This is a genomic window from Citrobacter sp. CFNIH10, from assembly GCF_002934585.1.
Lineage (GTDB): Bacteria > Pseudomonadota > Gammaproteobacteria > Enterobacterales > Enterobacteriaceae > Citrobacter_A > Citrobacter_A amalonaticus.
Genome location: NZ_CP026216.1, coordinates 4,971,210 through 4,986,655, shown reverse-complemented (window position 1 = coordinate 4,986,655; position 15,446 = coordinate 4,971,210). Strand labels below are relative to the sequence as shown.

At 55.5% G+C, this 15,446-nt stretch carries 18 protein-coding genes; 13 read left to right on the top strand and 5 right to left on the bottom strand.

Annotation, left to right across the window (positions count from 1 at the left end):
• The first annotated feature begins 26 nt into the window (after window positions 1–26).
• Window positions 27–1,079 carry an HTH-type transcriptional regulator EutR gene (eutR, locus tag C2U53_RS28550; protein ID WP_042999892.1) on the top strand — a complete coding sequence of 351 codons (1,053 nt, stop codon included), beginning with the start codon at window positions 27–29 and terminating at the stop codon, window positions 1,077–1,079.
• 57 nt (window positions 1,080–1,136) lie between these two features.
• Here eutR and hemF read toward each other — a convergent pair whose 3' ends face one another.
• Both hemF and amiA read right to left on the bottom strand, forming a co-directional pair.
• Entirely contained in the window at window positions 1,137–2,036 is a 900-nt protein-coding gene (gene hemF, locus C2U53_RS28545; protein WP_058586934.1) for an oxygen-dependent coproporphyrinogen oxidase, read from the bottom strand.
• A 2-nt stretch (window positions 2,037–2,038) separates the two neighbouring features.
• Window positions 2,039–2,908 carry an N-acetylmuramoyl-L-alanine amidase AmiA gene (amiA, locus tag C2U53_RS28540; protein WP_042999894.1) on the bottom strand — a complete coding sequence of 290 codons (870 nt, stop codon included), beginning with the start codon at window positions 2,906–2,908 and terminating at the stop codon, window positions 2,039–2,041.
• A 211-nt stretch (window positions 2,909–3,119) separates the two neighbouring features.
• Here amiA and C2U53_RS28535 point away from each other — a divergent pair, with 211 nt between their 5' ends.
• The 10 genes from C2U53_RS28535 to cysM all read left to right on the top strand — a co-directional run bounded on the left by C2U53_RS28535 (window position 3,120) and on the right by cysM (window position 11,567).
• A complete protein-coding gene (locus C2U53_RS28535; protein ID WP_043001859.1) occupies window positions 3,120–3,545 on the top strand; it encodes a GNAT family acetyltransferase in 426 nt (141 codons plus the stop codon).
• Complete coding sequence (locus tag C2U53_RS28530) at window positions 3,532–3,981, top strand: DUF2919 domain-containing protein (RefSeq protein WP_042999895.1); 450 nt, start codon at window positions 3,532–3,534, stop codon at window positions 3,979–3,981. The genes C2U53_RS28535 and C2U53_RS28530 overlap by 14 nt, the downstream gene beginning before the upstream one ends.
• Before the next feature lie 60 nt (window positions 3,982–4,041).
• Window positions 4,042–4,617, top strand: a complete 576-nt coding sequence (locus C2U53_RS28525; protein WP_044258372.1) for an RpoE-regulated lipoprotein — start codon at window positions 4,042–4,044, stop codon at window positions 4,615–4,617.
• A gap of 95 nt (window positions 4,618–4,712) precedes the next feature.
• Complete coding sequence (locus C2U53_RS28520; protein ID WP_104446821.1) at window positions 4,713–5,612, top strand: Dyp-type peroxidase; 900 nt, start codon at window positions 4,713–4,715, stop codon at window positions 5,610–5,612.
• A 179-nt stretch (window positions 5,613–5,791) separates the two neighbouring features.
• Complete coding sequence (ucpA, locus tag C2U53_RS28515; protein ID WP_104446820.1) at window positions 5,792–6,583, top strand: SDR family oxidoreductase UcpA; 792 nt, start codon at window positions 5,792–5,794, stop codon at window positions 6,581–6,583.
• A gap of 154 nt (window positions 6,584–6,737) precedes the next feature.
• Window positions 6,738–7,754, top strand: coding sequence for a thiosulfate/sulfate ABC transporter substrate-binding protein CysP (gene cysP / locus C2U53_RS28510; RefSeq protein WP_104446819.1), 1,017 nt, complete (start codon window positions 6,738–6,740; stop codon window positions 7,752–7,754).
• Window positions 7,754–8,587, top strand: coding sequence for a sulfate/thiosulfate ABC transporter permease CysT (gene cysT / locus C2U53_RS28505; protein ID WP_104446818.1), 834 nt, complete (start codon window positions 7,754–7,756; stop codon window positions 8,585–8,587). Before cysP ends, cysT begins: the two co-directional genes overlap by 1 nt.
• A complete protein-coding gene (gene cysW, locus C2U53_RS28500; RefSeq protein ID WP_104446817.1) occupies window positions 8,587–9,462 on the top strand; it encodes a sulfate/thiosulfate ABC transporter permease CysW in 876 nt (291 codons plus the stop codon). The genes cysT and cysW overlap by 1 nt, the downstream gene beginning before the upstream one ends.
• Complete coding sequence (cysA, locus tag C2U53_RS28495) at window positions 9,452–10,546, top strand: sulfate/thiosulfate ABC transporter ATP-binding protein CysA (protein WP_044258378.1); 1,095 nt, start codon at window positions 9,452–9,454, stop codon at window positions 10,544–10,546. The genes cysW and cysA overlap by 11 nt, the downstream gene beginning before the upstream one ends.
• Window positions 10,547–10,655: 109 nt before the next feature.
• The gene (gene cysM, locus C2U53_RS28490) at window positions 10,656–11,567 is read left to right on the top strand and encodes a cysteine synthase CysM (RefSeq protein WP_043001860.1); all 912 of its coding nucleotides are present in this window, start codon (window positions 10,656–10,658) and stop codon (window positions 11,565–11,567) included.
• Between the two features lie 32 nt (window positions 11,568–11,599).
• Here cysM and C2U53_RS28485 read toward each other — a convergent pair whose 3' ends face one another.
• Together C2U53_RS28485 and ptsJ are read right to left on the bottom strand one after the other, a co-directional pair.
• Window positions 11,600–12,316 (bottom strand): type 1 glutamine amidotransferase, encoded by a 717-nt coding sequence (locus C2U53_RS28485; RefSeq protein ID WP_104446816.1) that lies wholly within the window; start codon window positions 12,314–12,316, stop codon window positions 11,600–11,602.
• A gap of 13 nt (window positions 12,317–12,329) precedes the next feature.
• Entirely contained in the window at window positions 12,330–13,625 is a 1,296-nt protein-coding gene (gene ptsJ / locus C2U53_RS28480) for a transcriptional regulator PtsJ (protein WP_104446815.1), read from the bottom strand.
• An 82-nt stretch (window positions 13,626–13,707) separates the two neighbouring features.
• Here ptsJ and pdxK point away from each other — a divergent pair, with 82 nt between their 5' ends.
• Both pdxK and C2U53_RS28470 read left to right on the top strand, forming a co-directional pair.
• A complete protein-coding gene (gene pdxK / locus C2U53_RS28475; RefSeq protein WP_044258381.1) occupies window positions 13,708–14,574 on the top strand; it encodes a pyridoxine/pyridoxal/pyridoxamine kinase in 867 nt (288 codons plus the stop codon).
• On the top strand, window positions 14,571–14,810 hold the full coding sequence (locus C2U53_RS28470) for a hypothetical protein (RefSeq protein ID WP_042999906.1): 240 nt from the start codon (window positions 14,571–14,573) through the stop codon (window positions 14,808–14,810). The genes pdxK and C2U53_RS28470 overlap by 4 nt, the downstream gene beginning before the upstream one ends.
• 106 nt (window positions 14,811–14,916) lie before the next feature.
• On the opposite strand, the gene crr is transcribed toward C2U53_RS28470, so the two are convergent.
• Window positions 14,917–15,426 (bottom strand): PTS glucose transporter subunit IIA, encoded by a 510-nt coding sequence (gene crr, locus C2U53_RS28465; protein WP_000522253.1) that lies wholly within the window; start codon window positions 15,424–15,426, stop codon window positions 14,917–14,919.
• Window positions 15,427–15,446 lie beyond the last annotated feature (20 nt).

Below are 15,446 nucleotides of genomic sequence, written 5' to 3'. Positions count from 1 at the left end.
TTACCAGGCGTCCGGCATAAAAGATCATGAAAAAGACCCGTTCAGCCAGTTTGCACCATCTTTATCATGAAGCGTTACCCGAAGACGTTAAACTCACGCCAAAGGTGGAAGTGGACAACGTTCACCAGCGGCGGACCACGGATGTTTATGAGCACGCCCTGACCATCACTGCCTGGCAGCAGATTTACGATCAACTGCATCCGGGGAAGTTTCATGGTGAATTCACGGAAATCTTGCTCGATGACATTCAGGTTTTTCGCGAATACACCGGACTGGCGCTGCGTCAGTCATGCCTGGTGTGGCCGAATTCGTTCTGGTTTGGCATTCCGGCCACGCGGGGCGAGCAGGGATTTATTGGCGCACAGTGTCTCGGCAGCGCCGAGATTGCGACCCGCCCGGGCGGTACGGAGTTCGAGCTGAGCACGCCGGATGATTACACGATTCTCGGGGTAGTGATTTCAGAGGATGTGATTTCCCGTCAGGCACAGTTTTTACATAATCCGGAAAGGGTGCTGCATATGCTGCGCAACCAGTCGGCGCTGGAGGTCAAAGAGCAGCACAAGGCGGCGCTGTGGGGCTTTGTCCAGCAGGCGCTGGCGACTTTTAGCGAGAACCCGGAGAATCTTCATCAACCCGCAGTGCGTAAGGTGCTGGGGGATAATCTGTTGTTGGCGATGGGCATGATGCTGGAGGACGCGCATCCTATCAACTCGGCGGAGAGTATCAGCCACCAGGGCTACCGCAAACTGCTCTCCCGGGCGCGTGAGTATGTGCTGGAAAATATGTCGGAGCCGCTGACGGTACTCGACCTCTGCAACCAGCTTCACGTCAGCCGTCGTACGTTGCAGAATGCATTTCACGCCATTTTGGGGATTGGACCGAATGCGTGGCTGAAAAGGATCCGCCTGAATGCGGTGCGACGGGAATTAATCAGCCCGTGGTCGCAGAGTACCACGGTCAAGGATGCGGCAATGCAGTGGGGGTTCTGGCATTTAGGGCAGTTCGCCACCGACTACCAGCAATTGTTTGCCGAGAAGCCGTCGCTGACGTTGCACCAGCGTATGCGCCAGTGGATGTGATGAACGCAGGCTGCAATGGATTGTAGGCCTGGTAAGGCGTAAGCCGCCATCAGGCAATTACACCCACTCACGCACCTGAATAAAATCGCTGAGAGCGGCCTCCGGGCTGCCAGCGTCCGGCTGCCAGTCGTATTCCCAACGCACCAGCGGCGGCATCGACATCAGGATGGATTCTGTGCGCCCGCCGGTCTGAAGCCCAAACAGGGTGCCACGATCCCACACCAGATTAAACTCCACGTAACGACCGCGACGATAGAGCTGGAAGTTACGCTCACGTTCACCCCAGCTCATCGCCTTGCGGCGCTCAACGATCGGCAGATACGCCTCGGTATAGCCTTCGCCGACGGCCTGCATGAAGGCGAAACAGTGGTCAAAATCCGGTGTGTTCAGATCGTCAAAAAACAGCCCGCCGATGCCACGCTGCTCGTTGCGATGTTTGAGGAAGAAATAGTCATCGCACCACTTTTTGTAACGTGGATAGACATCGTCGCCAAACGGCTGACACAGATCGCGCGCGGTGCGATGCCAGTGAATGGCGTCTTCTTCAAAGCCGTAGTAGGGCGTTAAGTCAAAACCGCCGCCAAACCACCAGACCGGGTCGGCACCCGGCTTTTCGGCAATAAAAAAACGCACGTTGGCATGGCTGGTGGGAATATAAGGGTTAAGCGGGTGCACGACCAGCGACACGCCCATCGCTTCAAAACTGCGTCCTGCCAGTTCCGGGCGATGGGCCGTGGCCGATGCTGGCATGGCGTCACCGTGTACGTGAGAAAAATTGACGCCAGCCTGTTCGAAGATGCCGCCGTTACGCAGCACCCGACTCCGTCCGCCGCCGCCCGCGTCACGCTGCCAGCTATCTTCGACAAACTCCGCGCCGTCAATGGCGGTGAGCTGCTGGCAAATGGCATCCTGCAAGTTCAGCAGGAACTGTTTTACGCGTAGAGCATCGGGTTTCATGATTACCGTTTCTTCGAATGGGCTTTCTGATTATCAAACCAATGGAAATAGCTGATCACACCATTAGCGATGGCGGTGGCGATCTTCTGACGAAATGCCGTGGTGCCCAGCAGTCGCTCCTCTTCCGGATTGGTGATGAACGAGGTTTCAACCAGTACCGACGGGATTGACGGTGATTTTAGCACCACAAACGCCGCCTGTTCCGTATTCCGGCTGTGCAGTTTATGTACCGGTTTGATCTTCCTGAGAATATGTGACCCCAGCGTCAGGCTGTTTTTGATGGTATCCGTCTGTACCAGGTCAAAGAGCACCTGTTGCAACAGGTGATCCTTGTCGGTCGTTTTCTTACCGGCGACTTCGTCGGCGCGGTTTTCGCGGTCGGAAAGGTATTTCGCCATGGCGCTACTGGCCCCGCGATTGGAGAGGGCAAACACCGACGCGCCCGCCGCACTGGGATTGGTAAAGCCGTCCGCGTGGATTGACATAAACAGATCCGCGCCGTGCTTGTGGGCGATTTCGACGCGGTCGTACAGGGGAATAAAGGTATCGCCCGAACGCGTTAGGCGGCAGTCGATCCCCTGGCTGCGCAAAATGGAACGCACATTTTTCGCAATCGCCAGCACAACATGCTTTTCTTTGGAGCCGTTGCGGCCAATGGCACCGGTGTCGATACCGCCGTGGCCCGGGTCCAGCACGACAATGCGCTTGCCACCTGATTTTTTCGTGGCAGGCTGACTGTGACCATTGCTGGTTTTCAGTGGGGCTTCTTTGGCTGTGGCGTTCGCCATCCCTGTTAATGTCAGCGCCGCCAGTCCGGCTTTCAGCACCTGACGGCGCGATGTGAGAGTTTTTAGCGGTTTAAAAGTGCTCATACGGCCTGAGTTGTAAAAAAAAGAGTCCTGATGTTATATCGTATCGCGTAATCCGTTACGACGCTTGATGTTGAGAATTGTTTTACTTTTCATTTCAATACGTGACAATCCGCTATTATGCCATTTTTTCCGCCGTTTCGCGTCAGATATTGGCTAAATGGGGCGTTCGCGCCATAATCGGAGTTTTAACCTTGAAAAGGGCCTCAATACCATGGAGATACGCGTTTTTCGCCAGGAAGATTTCGAAGAGGTGATCACCCTCTGGGAGCGCTGCGATTTGTTGCGTCCGTGGAATGACCCGGAAATGGATATCGAGCGGAAGGTGAACCATGACGTTAGCCTGTTTCTCGTTGCGGAAGTAAACGGGGAAGTGGTGGGGACGGTGATGGGCGGCTACGACGGTCATCGCGGATCGGCCTATTATCTTGGCGTGCACCCGGAATTTCGCGGTCGCGGCATCGCCAATGCGCTGCTTAACCGGCTTGAGAAAAAACTCATTGCGCGCGGTTGCCCGAAGATTCAGATCATGGTGCGTGAAGATAACGATGTGGTGTTGGGGATGTATGAGCGACTCGGCTATGAGCATGCCGACGTGCTGTGTCTCGGAAAACGCCTGATCGAAGATGAAGAATATTGAGTTTCATCCTGCAGATTACGACGGCCACGGCCATTTGCGTCTGCCCTTTTTGTTCTGGCTTGTGCTGCTGCTTCAGGCGCGGACCTGGGTGCTGTTTGTGATCGCCGGTTCTTCTCGCGAGCAGGGTACTGCGCTGCTGAATCTGTTTTATCCCGATCACGACAACTTTTGGCTGGGGCTGCTACCCGGCATTCCTGCCGTGCTTGCATTTTTACTGAGCGGGCGACGTTACACTTTTCCGCGTTTATGGCAGGCATTGCGACTGCTATTGATTGTTGCGCAGGTGGTGCTGCTCTGTTGGCAGCCCGTTCTCTGGTGCAATGGCGATCCTGTCAATGGCGCGGGTCTGGCGCTGGTGATGGCGGATATCGTGGCGCTTTTGTGGCTATTGACCAACCGACGGATGCGCGCCTGTTTTACTCTGGAGAAAGAATAACGGAACTTTTTAGTGAAGCCGGACTCCAGGTAACGTTGATCATTAATGAAAGGAAGTGAGATGAAATCGCTGCGTGTAGTGTTATGTGCTATGCCGCTGGTGCTGACCGGCTGTTCGACGCTGTCGTCGGTAAACTGGTCTGCCGCCAATCCGTGGAACTGGTTTGGTTCATCGACAGAAGTAACCGAACAGGGCGTTGGCGCACTCACGGCATCGACGCCGCTAAATGAACAGGCCATTGCCGATGCGCTGGACGGCGACTATCGCCTGCGCAGTGGCATGAAGACCGAGAATGGCAATGTGGTGCGCTTTTTCGAAGCCATGAACGGCGACAAGGTGGCGATGGTCATTCACGGCGAGCAGGGAAACATCAGCCGCATTGATGTCCTGGATAGCGGGATTCCTTCCAGCGCGGGCGTTGAAATTGGCACACCGTTTAGCGACCTCTACAGCAAAGCGTTCGGCAATTGTCAGCCTGCCAGCCACGCTGAGCAGAGCGCAGTAGAATGTAAAGCCGAAGGCAGTCAACACATCAGCTATCTCTTTACCGGTGAATGGAAGGGGCCTGAAGGGTTAATGCCGCCGGACGATACGCTGAAAGCGTGGAAAGTGAGCAAAATTATCTGGCGTCGTTAATTTGCGTCTGAACAAACCCTCGAACGTAAAAACAGGGTAAAATAACGCCCATCAATGCCACGATTGCGTGGCATTCTCATTTTTCAGGAGGAATGATGTCTCAGGTTCAGAGTGGCATTTTGCCAGAGCATTGCCGTGCGGCGATTTGGATTGAAGCGAATGTAAAAGGCGACGTTGATGCCCTGCGTGGTGCCAGCAAAGCGTTCGCCGATAAACTGGCGACCTTCCAGGCGACATTCCCGGATGCCCATCTGGGTGCGGTCGTGGCCTTCGGCAACAACACCTGGCGCGCCCTGAGCGGCGGAGTGGGGGCTGAAGAGCTGAAAGACTTTATCCCTTACGGTAAAGGGCTGGCCCCGGCGACCCAGTACGATGTGCTGATCCACATTCTTTCTCTGCGTCACGATGTGAACTTCTCTGTCGCTCAGGCGGCGATGGAAGCCTTCGGCGATTGCATTGAGGTCCAGGAAGAGATCCACGGTTTCCGTTGGGTGGAAGAGCGTGATCTCAGCGGCTTTGTCGACGGTACGGAAAACCCGGCAGGGGAAGAGACGCGCCGCGAAGTGGCGGTCATCAAAGACGGCGTGGATGCGGGTGGCAGCTACGTCTTTGTTCAGCGCTGGGAACACAATCTGAAGCAGCTCAACCGCATGAGTATTCACGATCAGGAGATGATGATCGGGCGTACCAAAGAAGCCAACGAAGAGATCGATGGCGACGATCGCCCGGTAACGTCGCACCTGAGCCGTGTAGATCTGAAAGAAGACGGCAAAGGGCTGAAAATTGTTCGCCAGAGCCTGCCATACGGCACCGTCAGCGGTACTCATGGTCTCTATTTCTGCGCCTACTGTGCGCGTCTGCATAACATTGAACAGCAACTGCTGAGCATGTTTGGCGACACCGACGGAAAACGTGACGCCATGCTGCGCTTCACCAAACCGGTGACCGGCGGGTATTACTTTGCGCCGTCGCTGGACCGTTTGCTGGCACTGTAATTTTCCGCTTACGCACGTCGCTACGATCAGCATAAAAATAGTGTCCCCGCCCCGGCGGGGATGATTTTTATCTAAGATTTACCTTAATTAGTGAGCTGTTCCTCAGCACGTATCCTTTTTTCCTGTATTTTCAATGTTAATGGAGTGTGAGACTTCATATTCACAAGGAGAGCATTGAAATGGGTAAACTCACGGGCAAAACAGCATTGATTACGGGCGCATCACAGGGCATTGGCGAAGGCATCGCCAAAGTGTTTGCCCGGCATGGGGCGAACTTAATCTTGCTGGATATCTCCGATGAGATTGAAAAGCTGGCGGATGAACTCGGTGGCCGCGGGCATCGCTGTACGGCTGTGATTGCGGATGTGACCAATCCCGCCTCCGTGGCGGCGGCGTTGAAGAAAGCGAAAGAGGTGGAAGGCCGCATCGACATTCTGGTCAACAATGCAGGCGTCTGCCGTCTGGGCAGCTTCCTCGACATGAGCGACGAAGATCGCGACTTCCACATTGATGTGAATATCAAAGGCGTCTGGAACGTGACCAAAGCGGTCCTGCCGGAGATGATTAAGCGTAAAGACGGACGCATCGTGATGATGTCCTCGGTCACTGGCGATATGGTCGCCGATCCGGGCGAAACGGCCTATGCGTTGTCGAAGGCGGCGATTGTCGGGCTGACCAAATCGCTGGCGGTGGAGTACGCCCAGTCGGGGATTCGCGTGAATGCGATTTGCCCGGGCTACGTGCGTACCCCGATGGCGGAAAGCATTGCGCAGCAGTCTAACCCGGACGATCCGGAAGCAGTGCTGACCGAAATGGCGAAGGCGATCCCGCTGCGTCGACTGGCCTGCCCGCTGGAAGTGGGTGAACTGGCCGCCTTCCTGGCGTCGGATGAGTCCAGCTATCTCACGGGCACGCAAAACGTGATTGACGGCGGCAGCACGTTGCCGGAGACCGTCAGCGTCGGAATCTGACGACCGCACAACCCCTTCTGACCATCAGGAGGGGTTTCTCTTATTCCCTTTTCAACTTTCAAATCAGTAAACGGTATATAAAACCGTTACTCCTTTCACACTCGTTATAAATATTATGGCTATTAGAAAGTCATCAAATTTATAAGGGTGCGCAATGGCCGTTAACTTACTGAAAAAAAGATATCTGACGCTGGTGGCGTCGTTGTTACTGGTCGGTCAGGCGCAGGCGACGGAGCTATTGAACAGCTCGTACGACGTCTCCCGCGAACTGTTTGCTGCCCTTAACCCGCCGTTTGAACAGCAGTGGGCGAAAGATAACGGCGGCGATAAGCTGACGATTAAGCAGTCGCACGCGGGCTCCTCAAAGCAGGCGCTGGCAATTTTACAGGGATTGAAAGCCGACGTGGTGACCTACAACCAGGTGACCGATGTGCAGATCCTGCATGACAAAGGCAAGCTGATTCCGGCTGACTGGCAAAGCCGTCTGCCGAACAACAGCTCACCGTTTTACTCCACGATGGGATTCCTGGTACGTAAAGGCAACCCGAAGAACATTCGCGACTGGAACGACCTTGTCCGTTCTGATGTGAAGCTGATCTTCCCGAACCCGAAAACCTCCGGTAACGCCCGTTACACCTATCTGGCTGCCTGGGGCGCCGCCGATAACGCGGACGGCGGCGATAAAGCCAAAACCGAACAGTTCATGACCCAGTTCCTGAAAAACGTCGAAGTGTTTGATACCGGCGGTCGCGGTGCGACCACGACGTTTGCTGAGCGCGGACTGGGCGATGTGCTGATTAGCTTTGAGTCCGAAGTGAATAACATTCGCAAACAGTATGAAGCGCAGGATTTTGAAGTGGTTATCCCGAAAACCAATATTCTGGCTGAGTTCCCGGTTGCCTGGGTGGATAAAAATGTGCAGGCCAACGGCACCGAGAAAGCGGCGAAAGCCTATCTGAACTGGCTGTACAGCCCGCAGGCGCAAACCATCATCACGGACTACTACTACCGCGTGAACAACCCGGAGGTGATGGACAAGCTGAAAGATAAATTCCCACAGACCGAACTGTTCCGCGTGGAAGAGAAATTTGGCTCCTGGCCTGAGGTGATGAAAACCCATTTCACCAGCGGTGGTGAACTGGACAAACTGCTGGCGGCGGGGCGTAAGTAATGTTTGCAGTCTCCTCCCGACGCGTATTGCCTGGCTTTACTTTAAGCCTGGGCACCAGCCTGCTGTTCGTTTGCCTGATTTTGCTGCTGCCGCTCAGTGCGTTAGTGATGCAACTGGCACAGATGAGCTGGGCGCAATACTGGGATGTGATTACCAATCCGCAGGTGGTTGCTGCCTATAAAGTGACGCTACTGTCGGCGTTTGTGGCGTCGATTTTTAACGGTGTGTTTGGCCTGCTGATGGCGTGGATTTTAACCCGCTATCGTTTCCTGGGGCGCACGTTGCTGGATGCGTTGATGGACCTGCCGTTTGCGCTGCCGACGGCAGTTGCCGGTCTGACGCTGGCTTCGCTGTTTTCCGTTAACGGTTTCTACGGCGAATGGCTGGCAAAATTTGATATCAAGGTGACATACACCTGGCTTGGCATTGCGGTGGCGATGGCGTTCACCAGTATTCCGTTCGTGGTGCGTACCGTGCAACCGGTACTCGAAGAGTTAGGCCCGGAATATGAAGAAGCGGCGGAAACCCTGGGCGCCACGCGGCTGCAAAGCTTTCGCAAGGTGGTCCTGCCGGAACTGTCACCTGCGCTGGTGGCCGGTGTCGCGCTGTCGTTTACCCGCAGCCTTGGCGAGTTCGGCGCAGTGATTTTCATCGCGGGCAACATCGCCTGGAAAACGGAAGTCACCTCGCTGATGATTTTTATTCGTTTGCAGGAGTTTGATTACCCTGCCGCCAGCGCGGTTGCCTCGGTGATCCTCGCGGCATCGTTATTGCTGCTGTTTTCAATTAACACCCTGCAAAGTCGCTTTGGCCGACGTGTGGTAGGTCACTAATGGCGGAAGTTACTCAATTGAAGCGTTATGACGCCCCCCGCATCAACTGGGGAAAATGGTTTCTGATTGGCACCGGCATGCTGGTGTCGGTGTTCATCCTGTTGGTGCCGATGATCACCATTTTCGTCCAGGCGTTCAGCAAAGGGGTGATGCCCGTGCTACAGAATCTGGCCGATCCGGATATGCTGCATGCCATCTGGCTGACGGTGTTGATCGCCCTGATTGCGGTGCCGGTGAACCTGGTGTTTGGCGTTCTGCTGGCCTGGCTGGTGACCCGTTTTAACTTTCCGGGCCGCCAGTTGCTGCTGACGCTGCTGGATATTCCTTTTGCCGTCTCGCCGGTGGTGGCGGGGCTGGTGTATCTGCTGTTTTACGGTTCCAACGGCCCGTTGGGCGGCTGGCTGGACGAGCATAATCTGCAAATTATGTTCTCCTGGCCGGGGATGGTGCTGGTGACCATCTTCGTCACCTGTCCGTTTGTGGTACGTGAACTGGTGCCGGTGATGCTCAGTCAGGGCAGTCAGGAAGATGAGGCGGCGATTTTGCTGGGCGCATCCGGCTGGCAGATGTTCCGTCGCGTGACGCTGCCGAACATTCGCTGGGCGCTGCTGTATGGCATGGTGCTGACTAACGCCCGTGCGATTGGCGAGTTTGGCGCGGTGTCGGTGGTTTCCGGCTCAATTCGCGGCGAAACCCTGTCGCTGCCGTTACAGATTGAATTACTGGAGCAGGACTACAACAGCGTCGGTTCTTTTACCGCTGCGGCGCTATTGACGCTGATGGCGATTATTACCCTGTTTTTGAAGAGCATGTTGCAATGGCGCCTGGAGAATCAGGAAAAACGCGCGCAACAGGAGGAAAATCATGAGCATTGAGATTGCCAATATTAAGAAGTCTTTTGGTCGCACCCAGGTGCTGAACGATATCTCACTGGATATTCCTTCAGGTCAGATGGTTGCCTTGCTGGGGCCGTCCGGTTCCGGTAAAACCACACTGCTGCGCATTATTGCCGGGCTGGAACACCAGTCCAGCGGACATATTCGCTTCCATGGTACCGACGTCAGCCGCCTGCATGCGCGCGATCGTAAGGTGGGATTTGTCTTTCAGCACTACGCGCTGTTCCGCCATATGACGGTGTTCGACAACATCGCCTTTGGCCTGAGCGTCCTGCCGCGTCGTGAGCGTCCCAATGCGGCGGCGATTAAAGCCAAAGTGACAACACTGCTGGAGATGGTGCAACTGGCACACCTGGCGGATCGCTTCCCGGCGCAGCTTTCAGGTGGGCAAAAACAACGTGTCGCGCTGGCCCGCGCGTTAGCGGTTGAACCACAAATTCTGCTGCTGGATGAGCCGTTTGGTGCCCTTGATGCGCAGGTGCGTAAAGAGCTGCGCCGATGGCTGCGTCAACTGCATGAAGAGCTGAAATTCACCAGCGTCTTTGTCACGCACGATCAGGAAGAGGCCACTGAAGTGGCGGACCGCGTGGTGGTAATGAGCCAGGGGAATATTGAACAGGCCGATGCGCCGGATCAGGTCTGGCGTGAACCGGCGACCCGCTTTGTACTGGAATTTATGGGTGAAGTGAACCGCCTGCAAGGCACCATTCGTGGTGGGCAGTTCCACGTTGGCGCACACCGCTGGCCGCTGGGCTATACGCCTGCGTATCAGGGGCCGGTCGATCTGTTCCTGCGTCCATGGGAAGTCGATATCAGCCGCCGTACCAGTCTGGATTCGCCGTTGCCTGTTCAGGTTATTGAAGCCAGCCCGAAAGGTCATTACACCCAATTGGTCGTGCAGCCGCTCGGGTGGTATCACGACCCGTTGACCGTGGTCATGCAAGGGGACGATGCTCCGGTACGCGGCGAGCGTCTGTTTGTAGGCCTGCAAAATGCACGCTTGTATAACGGCAATCAGCGTATTGAACGTCATGATGATGTTGTTTTCGCAGAAATAGCGTAATCTCAGAGCGTTTTTTATGTAGGCCGGATAAGGCAGTTATGCTGCCTCCGGCAATACACATTTGCCTGATGGCGCTGGGTTTATCAGGTCTGGGTTGTGGACTGAAATTGTGAACACATTAGAACAAACTATTGGCAACACGCCGCTGGTGAAGCTGCAGCGGTTGACGCCGGATAATGGCACTGAAATTTGGGTCAAACTGGAAGGCAATAACCCGGCGGGGTCGGTGAAAGATCGTGCTGCGTTATCGATGATTGTTGAAGCGGAAAAACGCGGGGAGATTACGCCTGGTGATGTATTAATTGAGGCTACCAGCGGGAACACTGGCATTGCGCTGGCGATGATTGCGGCCCTGAAAGGCTATCGTATGAAGCTACTGATGCCGGACAACATGAGCCAGGAACGCCGCGCCGCGATGCGCGCCTACGGTGCTGAGCTGATTCTGGTGACCAAAGAGCAGGGGATGGAAGGGGCGCGCGATTTAGCGCTGGAGATGGCTCAGCGCGGCGAAGGCAAGCTGCTGGACCAGTTCAATAACCCTGATAACCCGTACGCGCATTACACCACTACGGGGCCGGAAATCTGGCGGCAAACGTCCGGACGTCTCACCCATTTTGTTTCCAGCATGGGGACGACCGGTACTATCACCGGGGTTTCTCGTTTTCTGCGCGAGCAGGCCCGCGCGGTCACTATTGTGGGTCTGCAACCGGAAGAGGGCAGCAGCATTCCGGGGATTCGCCGTTGGCCAGCGGAATACATGCCGGGCATTTTTAATGCTCAGCTTGTCGATCAGGTCGTCGATATTCACCAGCGAGACGCGGAGAACACTATGCGTGAACTGGCGGTACGTGAAGGGATCTTCTGTGGCGTCAGCTCTGGCGGCGCGGTCGCCGGTGCGATACGGATTGCGAAAGCCAATCCGGGCGCGGTGGTAGTGGCGATTATTTGCGATCGCGGCGATCGTTATCTCTCTACCGGCGTGTTTGGCGAAGAGCACTTCAGCCAGGGCGCGGGGATTTAACCCCATTGCCCGGCGATGACCGGGCATGCGGATTAACCCTGACGTTTTTTCACCAGCAGATCCAGGAACTGCCAGAGTTTTTCATTCATTTCCTTATAATCCCATTCGCGCATTTCCGCCTTCGAGCGAATAAAGCGCTTCCCTTTGGCTTCCGCCAGCTCTTGCTCAGAATGTTGAATCAGTCCTTCCACCGCCTCGGCAGTAAATTCCATATGGCACTGGAAGCCGTAGACAAAGTTGCCGTATTGCACGATCTGTCGTGGACAGCCGATGCTTGTGGCAAGCACCGTGGCCTGATCGGTAAGCCCTGGCATGTCGTTATGCCAGTGGCCGACCGTCAGCGGAGAGCCGAAGTGGACAAGCAACGGATGCTGTTTTCCTGCTTCGGTCAGCGTAATGGGATAGTGACCAATCTCTTTTTCCGGACTCTGGCAGACCCTGGCTCCCAGCGCTTCGCCAATCAACTGTGAACCCAGACAGATCCCGACCACGATCCGACCCGCCGAGATAGCCTGGTTGATCAGGTGTTGTTCAGCCTTAGAGTCAAAATAAGGGCACTCTGCTAGCGTGGTGCGCGGTGACTGCGGGCCGCCAAACACGACCAGCATATCAAAGCCATCGGCGTTGGCCGGAACCGGTTCGCTGTCATAGACGCGGGTCCAGGTGATGTGATGACCGCGCGTTTCAGCCCACGGCAAATAAGCGCCTGCCGATTCAAATGATTCGTGAATAATAAAATGGACGTGCACGGATACTCTCCTGTTATTGGCTCAGCGCCTGATGAAGATGGCCGGCCAGGCGGTTGATGTCGTTGTCATTGAGTGTGGAAAGGGTGATACGCAGACCCTGTGCGGGCGTGTTAACGCCGAAAGCGTCGCCTTCACGCACCAGCCAACCGGATTTCGCCAGCGCGAATGCAACGTTTTGGCTGGCTTCGGCAAGGGATAGCCACAGGTTCAGACCATCGCCGGGGAAAATATTGTTGATGCCTTGTGCGTGCAGCGCCTGCGCCAGTTTGCGCTGCTGATCGGCGTAAAACTGGCGGGATTCGGCGAGCGTTTGCTGCCAGACGGGGTCTGCCAGACAGGTGTAAACCAGATCCTGCAAAATGTGGCTGACCCACTGACTGCCGGCGTTTAGACGCAGGCGTAATTTTGCTGACGTCGCGGGATCGCTGGCGACAATGGCAAGACGCAGGTCTGGCCCCAGCGTTTTCGACATTGAGCGAACGATCGACCAGTGGAGTGTTTCTGCCGCAATCACCGGATGCCACGCGCAGGCGGAAAGCAGGGCAAAGTGGTCGTCAACAATCACCAGTACCTGTGGGTATCGTGCGAGGATGGCCTGTAATGCGCCAGCGCGTGCGGCGCTTAAACTGCATCCCGTCGGGTTGTGCGCCCGAGGTGTAACGATCACTGCCCTGGCGCCTTTACTCAGCGCCTGTTCGAGCCCCTCTGGTCGCATCCCTTCACTGTCGACGCGCACCGGGCTGGCGCTGAATCCGGCGTATCGCAGCATATTGATACTGCTTAAAAAGCAAGGGTCTTCAACCACCACGCTATCGCCGGGCAGCAGATGGGCGCTCAGCAGGCGTTCAATGGCGTCAATTGCGCCGCTGGTGATATCAATTTCACCCGCAGCGGGAACGGCATCCTGCATCCACTGCGTGGCCCAGCGCTTTAGCTCCGGGGAAACCGGCGTGTCACCGTACAGGCGGTGGTCGTGATGACATTTTGCAAAGTAACGGCTCAGGTCCGGCAGGCGAGTCGGGTCAGGATTTCCGCTGGAGAGATCGTGAAGCGGCGTGTGGGGGTCGCCGCCTTCGCGTGCGATGGGCGTCGAGGCGCTTTTAATTACGGTGCCATTGCGGCCACGACTTTGCGCCAGTCCGGATGTCACCAGGCGTTTGTAGGCCGCTGCAACAGTATTGCGATTTACATTGAGTTGCGCAGCCAGTTCCCGTACCGGCGGCAATGTTTCACCTGCAGACAACACGCCGCTGGTGACGTGCTGCCGTATACTGTCAAAGATTTCGCTGGCGGTTTTTCCGTCGATCATTATTGACCTATGACAAAATGAATTTTAGCATATGACGATAATAGTGAGGCACCCGCCCGCTGTCCAGTGAGAGGAGAAGTTAATGGAGCAGGAGAGTGATATTCAGTCAGTGCTCTTCGACGATAAGCATCGGGCGTTGCAGACCGATATTGTCGCCGTTCAGTCACAGGTGGTGTATGGCAGCGTCGGCAATAGCATCGCTGTGCCAGCCATCAAAGCAAAGGGTTTGCGGGTGACGGCGGTGCCTACCGTCCTGTTCAGTAATACTCCGCACTATGACACGTTCTACGGGGGCGTTATTCCGGCCGACTGGTTCCGCGGTTATTTGCTGGCGTTAAGCGAGCGTGATGCGCTGCGCGAGTTAAAGGCTGTGACCACCGGTTATATGGGCAGCGCAGAACAAATCGTGCTGCTGGCGCAATGGTTGCAAAACGTTCGTCAAACGCATCCTGACATTCCTGTTCTGGTCGATCCGGTGATTGGCGATACCGACAGCGGAATGTATGTGAAAGCCGAGATACCGGATGCCTATCGACATCACCTGCTGCCGCTGGCGCAGGGGCTGACGCCGAATGTCTTCGAACTGGAGATGCTCAGCGATATGCCGTGCCGCACCCTGGAGGAGGCTGTTATCGCGGCGAGATCGCTGCTGACCGACACGCTGAAGTGGATTGTCATCACCAGCGCGCCAGGACAGGACAGTGAAACCATCAATGTGGCGGTGGTCACGGCCCAAACGCTGGATGTGATTGAGCACCCGCGGGTAGAAACCGATCTGAAAGGGACCGGCGATCTGTTCTGTGCCGAGTTGATTAGCGGCATTGTGTTGGGGAAATCGTTGACGCAGGCAACGCAACAGGCCGCGGAACGCGTACTGGCGGTGATGACCTGGACGCAGCAATGCGGATGTGACGAACTGATACTGCCTCCGGCAGGGGAGGCGCGATGAAGAGTTATCGGTTAGTGGTTCGTCAGCAGGGACGTATCGTGGGACATTTTGAAACCAGCGGGCTGAATGCGCTGGAAGATATCTGCGTGGCGCGCGCGATGTTTGGCATCACGGGCGGCTATCAATGTGAACTGTTGGTTTCTGATTCAGAAAAGCGGATGCTGGAGAGCGGGCCGGAAGGGATGAAAATCCTGATGCGTGAAAAGTGTTATCGCCCGGTGACCTCACCATTGTAACCGCGAACTGATGCCGGATGGCGGCGTATGCGCCATCAGGCGGGTTTTGCCATCCGGTAGATAAAAAAATGGCGCCAGAAGGCGCCATTTTTCTCTGCGGCAAGAATTATTTCTTGATACGGATAACCGGGGTTTCACCCACAGTCACGCTACCGGACAGTTTGATCAGTTCTTTGATTTCGTCCATGTTGGAGATAACAACCGGAGTCAGGGTTGACTTGGCTTTTTCTTCCAGCAGCGGCAGATCGAATTCAATTACCGGGTCACCCACTTTCACACGCTGGCCTTCTTCAGCGATACGCTTGAAGCCTTCGCCTTTCAGCTCAACGGTGTCGATACCGAAGTGAACAAACAGTTCGATACCGCTATCGGATTCGATAGAGAACGCATGGTTGGTCTCAAAGATTTTGCCGATGGTACCGTCAACCGGTGCAACCATCTTATTACCGGTTGGTTTGATAGCGATGCCATCACCCACGATTTTTTCAGCAAAAACGACATCCGGTACGTCTTCGATGTTGACGATCTCGCCAGAGAGCGGTGCAACAATCTCAATAGTTCCGGTGTCTTTCTTATCATCAGAAACCAGAGACTTCAGTTTATCGAACAAACCCATGATCTTCTCCTAAGCAGTAA

Excerpts from the sequence above, each read along its gene's own strand:
- C2U53_RS28520 (WP_104446821.1), top strand. The coding sequence starts at position 4,713 with ATGTCTCAGGTTCAGAGTGGCATTTTGCCAGAGCATTGCCGTGCGGCG.
- C2U53_RS28525 (WP_044258372.1), top strand. The coding sequence starts at position 4,042 with ATGAAATCGCTGCGTGTAGTGTTATGTGCTATGCCGCTGGTGCTGACC.
- ptsJ (WP_104446815.1), bottom strand. The coding sequence starts at position 13,625 with ATGATCGACGGAAAAACCGCCAGCGAAATCTTTGACAGTATACGGCAG.
- eutR (WP_042999892.1), top strand. The coding sequence starts at position 27 with ATGAAAAAGACCCGTTCAGCCAGTTTGCACCATCTTTATCATGAAGCG.
- C2U53_RS28535 (WP_043001859.1), top strand. The coding sequence starts at position 3,120 with ATGGAGATACGCGTTTTTCGCCAGGAAGATTTCGAAGAGGTGATCACC.
- C2U53_RS28530 (WP_042999895.1), top strand. The coding sequence starts at position 3,532 with ATGAAGAATATTGAGTTTCATCCTGCAGATTACGACGGCCACGGCCAT.
- hemF (WP_058586934.1), bottom strand. The coding sequence starts at position 2,036 with ATGAAACCCGATGCTCTACGCGTAAAACAGTTCCTGCTGAACTTGCAG.
- amiA (WP_042999894.1), bottom strand. The coding sequence starts at position 2,908 with ATGAGCACTTTTAAACCGCTAAAAACTCTCACATCGCGCCGTCAGGTG.
- cysW (WP_104446817.1), top strand. The coding sequence starts at position 8,587 with ATGGCGGAAGTTACTCAATTGAAGCGTTATGACGCCCCCCGCATCAAC.
- C2U53_RS28470 (WP_042999906.1), top strand. The coding sequence starts at position 14,571 with ATGAAGAGTTATCGGTTAGTGGTTCGTCAGCAGGGACGTATCGTGGGA.
- cysA (WP_044258378.1), top strand. The coding sequence starts at position 9,452 with ATGAGCATTGAGATTGCCAATATTAAGAAGTCTTTTGGTCGCACCCAG.
- cysP (WP_104446819.1), top strand. The coding sequence starts at position 6,738 with ATGGCCGTTAACTTACTGAAAAAAAGATATCTGACGCTGGTGGCGTCG.
- cysT (WP_104446818.1), top strand. The coding sequence starts at position 7,754 with ATGTTTGCAGTCTCCTCCCGACGCGTATTGCCTGGCTTTACTTTAAGC.
- ucpA (WP_104446820.1), top strand. The coding sequence starts at position 5,792 with ATGGGTAAACTCACGGGCAAAACAGCATTGATTACGGGCGCATCACAG.
- pdxK (WP_044258381.1), top strand. The coding sequence starts at position 13,708 with ATGGAGCAGGAGAGTGATATTCAGTCAGTGCTCTTCGACGATAAGCAT.
- crr (WP_000522253.1), bottom strand. The coding sequence starts at position 15,426 with ATGGGTTTGTTCGATAAACTGAAGTCTCTGGTTTCTGATGATAAGAAA.